The sequence below is a fragment of the Enterovirga sp. genome (genome assembly GCF_028290205.1).
GTDB lineage: Bacteria > Pseudomonadota > Alphaproteobacteria > Rhizobiales > Beijerinckiaceae > Enterovirga.
Window position 1 is genome coordinate 1 of the sequence record NZ_JAQGKF010000239.1, and the last position, 4,508, is coordinate 4,508.

The 4,508-nt window shown below is 69.7% G+C and carries 5 protein-coding genes and 1 pseudogene; 3 read left to right on the forward strand and 3 right to left on the reverse strand.

The genetic code is table 11. From position 1 onward, the window contains the following. From JWR86_RS16640 to JWR86_RS16650, 3 genes and pseudogenes are all read left to right on the forward strand, one after another. Positions 1-522 (forward strand): annotated as a pseudogene (locus JWR86_RS16640) (polysaccharide deacetylase); the annotation flags it as partial. 106 nt (positions 523-628) lie between these two features. Beyond that, entirely contained in the window at positions 629-1,327 is a 699-nt protein-coding gene (locus JWR86_RS16645) for an MBL fold metallo-hydrolase (RefSeq protein ID WP_299567500.1), read from the forward strand. A gap of 250 nt (positions 1,328-1,577) precedes the next feature. Continuing rightward, complete coding sequence (locus JWR86_RS16650) at positions 1,578-2,153, forward strand: fasciclin domain-containing protein (protein ID WP_299567502.1); 576 nt, start codon at positions 1,578-1,580, stop codon at positions 2,151-2,153. Between the two features lie 46 nt (positions 2,154-2,199). Here JWR86_RS16650 and JWR86_RS16655 read toward each other — a convergent pair whose 3' ends face one another. The 3 genes from JWR86_RS16655 to mntR all read right to left on the reverse strand — a co-directional run bounded on the left by JWR86_RS16655 (position 2,200) and on the right by mntR (position 4,035). After that, positions 2,200-2,898: an anti-sigma factor gene (locus tag JWR86_RS16655; RefSeq protein ID WP_299567503.1), complete on the reverse strand. Its 699-nt coding sequence runs from the start codon at positions 2,896-2,898 to the stop codon at positions 2,200-2,202. Then, positions 2,895-3,449: a sigma-70 family RNA polymerase sigma factor gene (locus JWR86_RS16660; RefSeq protein ID WP_299567504.1), complete on the reverse strand. Its 555-nt coding sequence runs from the start codon at positions 3,447-3,449 to the stop codon at positions 2,895-2,897. The genes JWR86_RS16655 and JWR86_RS16660 overlap by 4 nt, the downstream gene beginning before the upstream one ends. A gap of 100 nt (positions 3,450-3,549) precedes the next feature. Continuing rightward, on the reverse strand, positions 3,550-4,035 hold the full coding sequence (gene mntR, locus JWR86_RS16665) for a manganese-binding transcriptional regulator MntR (protein WP_299567506.1): 486 nt from the start codon (positions 4,033-4,035) through the stop codon (positions 3,550-3,552). Between the last annotated feature and the right edge of the window lie 473 nt (positions 4,036-4,508).

Here is a 4,508-nt window from a genome sequence, read left to right on the forward strand (position 1 = left end):
TACGAGGCCGAGCGGGATCTCACCTTCCGGGCCGCCGACGCGCTGGAGCGGATCACCGGGCGCCGGGCCGTCGGCATGCGGACGCCGTCCTGGGATTTCAGCCCCAACACGCTGCGGATCGAGCAGGAGCTCGGCCTCGCCTACGATTCGTCGCTGATGGCGGACGAGGATTGCTACGAGCTGCTGCTGGACGGCGCGCCCACCGGCATCGTCGAGCTGCCGGTCGAGTGGGTGCGCGATGACGCGGTGTATTTCTGGATGCACCGCTTCCAGAGCCTGCGTCCCTACACCCCGCCTGAGGCGGTGTTCGACATCTTTCGGCGGGAATTCGAGGCGGCCTGGGAGGAGGGCGGCATCTTCCAGCTCACCTGCCACCCGCACGTGATCGGCTACCGGTCCCGCATCTGGATCATCGACGAGCTGATCCGCCTGGCCAAGGCCAAGGGCGATTGCTGGTTCGCCACCCATGCCGATGTGGCGGCCTGGGCCAAGGCGCATCCCGACGAGGCCGACGCCGGCTGAGCCGATCCGGCCTGCCTGCCCATGCGGCACGCGGGCCGGGCTTCGCGTTGACGGGCGCCGTCCCTTCGCGTCCACTTGCCGCCGCTTGCAGATGAGGAGCCTCAGCTTGTCTTCGTCGTCGATCAGTCATGACGTGATTGTTGCCGGATCGAGCCTCAGGCTGGATCCGGACATCCTCGGGGTCTCCACCTGCGCCCTCGTGCACACGCCGGAGGGGCCGATCCTGTTCGACGCGGGCTCTCACACGAGCCGGGAGAGCCTGAAGCGCGGTCTGGCCGAGCGGAACCTTAAGCCGGCGGACATCCGGCGGGTGTTCCTGTCCCACCTGCATTTCGACCACGTCATGAACATCGACCTGTTCCCGTTCACGACCGAGGTCTTCGTGAGCCGCACGGAATGGGATTACGTCGAAGCTCCCCATCCTGAGGACGACTGGCTGCCCTGGGGCATCCGGGAGCAGCTGCAGAAGTACCAGCTCCGGCTGATCGACGGGCACGGGGAATTGTCCACCGGACTGCGTTACTTCCCGGCCCCCGGCCACACCCCGGGCTGCTACGCGCTGGCCTTCACGGACGCGGACGGGGCGCGCGTCACCATCGCCGGGGATGCGATCAAGTTCCCGCGCGAAGCGGTGCTGGGCCGCGTCGACCACGCCTTCGCGCCGAAGGAGGTGGCGTCGCGCACCATCCGTGAGATCGTCGAGATGAGCGACGTCATCGTGCCGGGCCATTTCCCGACCCTCCGCAAGGAGAACGGCACGATCGTGTGGGACGACGTGCAGCGCATCACCCTGATTTCGCGCTGAGCCGCGAGCTGCTCTCCGGGGCGGCTATTCGAACAGGTCGGCGTGCTCCGCCTCCACGCGGGGCAGGGCGCGCAGGATCTCGCGGCGCAAGCGTCGGTATCGTCGTCGTGTGCCCGTCCCCTACATCCCGGGCCCGCTGCTGTCGCTCGTGCGGGGCTGAAACGGGCGCGGGCGAGCTGAAACTTTCCCCGGCCGGGGCTCGTACCTGCCGCTATCCCGCAGCGCTGCGCTGCGCGGAAGGGAGAGCCTCATGAACCGTCATCGCACTTCGTTCCTGGCCGCCGTCGCGGCCGCCGCCCTCGGCGCGCCGCTGGTCGGCCTCGCCGCTCCGGCTTTTGCCCAGGAGAAGACCGTCACGGTCGGCGGGGCGCCCATGTACCCGTCCAAGACGATCGTCGAGAACGCGGTCAACTCGAAGGACCACACGACCCTGGTGGCGGCCGTGAAGGCAGCCGGCCTCGTCGACACCCTGTCCGGCGCCGGCCCGTTCACGGTGTTCGCGCCGGCCAACGCGGCCTTCGCCAAGCTGCCGGCCGGCACGGTCGAGAGCCTGGTCAAGCCCGAGAACAAGGCGACCCTGACCAAGATCCTGACCTACCACGTGGTGGCCGGGAAGACGGGCGCGGCCGACCTCACCAAGGCCATCAAGGCGGGCGGCGGCAAGGCCGTGCTGAAGACCGTGTCGGGCGACAGCCTGACGGCCTCCATGGCCGGGAACGCCATCCAGCTCACGGACGCGAAGGGCGGCATGTCCACCGTGACCATCGCCGATGTGGACCAGAAGAACGGCGTCATCCACGTCGTCGACACCGTGCTGATGCCCTGACCGACATCGCCCGCCCGGATCCGGTCCGGGCGGGTTTCGGGGCGGGCTAGTCCGGGTCGGCCACGAGCTTCCCGGAATACACCACCGGCCCGGTCGGCCGGCCGGTCGGCGAGCCGCCTGCCGGCTCCACCGAGACCGCCAGGGTCGCGTTCTCCAGCCGAGCCCGGTCCGCGGCCGGGATGGCCTTGCTCGGGCCGGACAGGGTGCCGAGGGAGCGCGGCGGATCGCCGCCGACGATGGACCACAATTCGAGCGAGTGCCCGGCCGGCGTCTCGGCCGACAGCGAGCGCACCCGCACGAGGCCGGCCCGTGTGTCGACCCGTACGATCAGGGCCGGCAGGTCGCCGGACCGGTTCACCACTGCAACCAGCGAGGAGGCCGGGGCGCGCGGCGGGGCGAGCCCGATCCACAGCGCAAGCGAGGCCGCGAGGGCGGTCGCGCCCGCCGCGACCGAGCGCCAGAGGAGCCGCGACCGCCGCAGGCGGTGGATCTCCGCCGTCGCGGCCACGGCCGGGCCCGTCGCGGCTTCCTGCCCGAGGCTGCGCTCGATGGAGAGCCAGACGCGGTCGGGCGGCGCCACGGCCGCGACCTGTTCGGCCGCCTCGGCCAGCGACCGCTCCCAGCCTTGGACCAGCTTTCGCAGCGCCGGATCGTGCTCCATTCGGCGCCTGAGCTCGGCCCGTTCCGCGCCCGGCAGAGTGCCGGTGGCGTATTCGGCCGCGCGGGTCTCGTCGTCCTCCGTCATGCCGTCTCGCCCAGGCAGTTCCGGAGCGATCTGGCGCTGCGGTGCAGCCACGTCTTGATGGTGTTGACGTTGCGGCCGAAGCGAAGCGCCAGTTCCTCGCGCGAATAGCCTGAAACGAAGGCCAGGATGAAGCAATCCCGGTGCGCCTCGTCGAGGGTGGCGAGGCAGGATCGGAGCCGGTCGGTCTGAAGCGGATCGGCCTCCCAGGGCGTCGGGTCGGCCGCCAGATCCGCCGCATCCTGGTCCGCCTGGGTCGCGAGCGGCGCGGCCCGGCGGTTCCGGACCACGTCGATGGCCCGGTTGCGGGCAATGGCGACGAGCCAGGTCAGCGGCCGGCCGGCTTCGGGGGTGAAGAGATGGGCGTTCTGCCAGGCCCGGAGATAGACCTCCTGCAGGACATCCTCCGCGGCCTGCCGGTCCCGCAGGATCCTGAGCACGACACCGAAGACTTTGGCGGAGGTGAGCCGGTACAGCGTCGCCAAGGCACCGCGATCCCGGTTCGCGCAGGCTGCGATCAGGAGCGCGAGATCGGGAGACGGCTGGTCGGACACGTCGTGAAATCCGGGACCGCCCGCGTCTAGGAGCATTCGCCGGCGCTGTCGAACGCCTGGCGAACAAGAGGACGTGAGGAGCCCGGGCCGCCTGCCCAGTCTAGGGGCGGTCGGTCTGGATGAAGCGCTCGAACACGTCGAGCGTCTCGTCGCTGACGTGATGCTCGATCCCCTCGGCATCGATCCGGGCCACCTCGGGATCGACGCCGATCTTGAGCAGAAAGGTTTCGACGATCTGGTGGCGACGCCGGCTGCGCGAGGCGAGTTCCCGCCCGGCTTCCGTCAGAAACACGCCACGGTAGCGCCGTTGCGACACGAGGCCGTCCTCGGCCAGCCGCCGCAGCATCTTGGCCACGGTGGGCTGCGCCACGCCAAGGCGGGCCGCGATGTCCACCTGGCGGGCCTCCCCGCCCGCGTCGATCAGATCGGCGATGAGCTCGACGTAATCGTCGACCAGCTCTGAGCGCCGCGCCCGCCGCGCCCTGCGGAAGCTCTCCACCTGAGTGTCGAAATCGGCCAAGGGAAAGGGCGGCTCCTCGGCCGGGGAGGGCGGGGGCGTCGCGCCGGTCGTGGGGAGATTGCGCATCCTGACAATCATAGCCGAGAGGTCCGATTCTTAGCACATCCGGGCCCGTGGCGTCTCCGGGCCGGGGCAGTGGGGCTCAGGCAAGGCCCGGGTCGCGCTGCGGCGGACCGGATCGGAGAGCGAGGCCTTGTCCGTCGGGCTGTTAAGAATTGATCCAGTGTAAGAATGCGTTTGTTCGATCTAGATCGGCCTCAGGTCTTTGATCGGTTCTAAACAGCATCGGCGCATTGCCCCGGGGGCGAGCTTCTCCTGTGGCATTTTCGGAAGAATACGATCTTTGCTTGCCGGACAGTTGAACCGGCGGCTCGGCTCGGGCATGTGGTTTGGCGCGGCGGCCGGTCGGAACAGCCCCGCTCCAGGTTCAGAGGTCGTCTTGGTTCGTCGCTCGGTCGCGTCTGTCGCATCGCTGGTCGTTGTCGCCCTGTGTTGGGGCACGATCACCCTGTCCCCGGCCGCGCTGGCCCAGCCGGCGG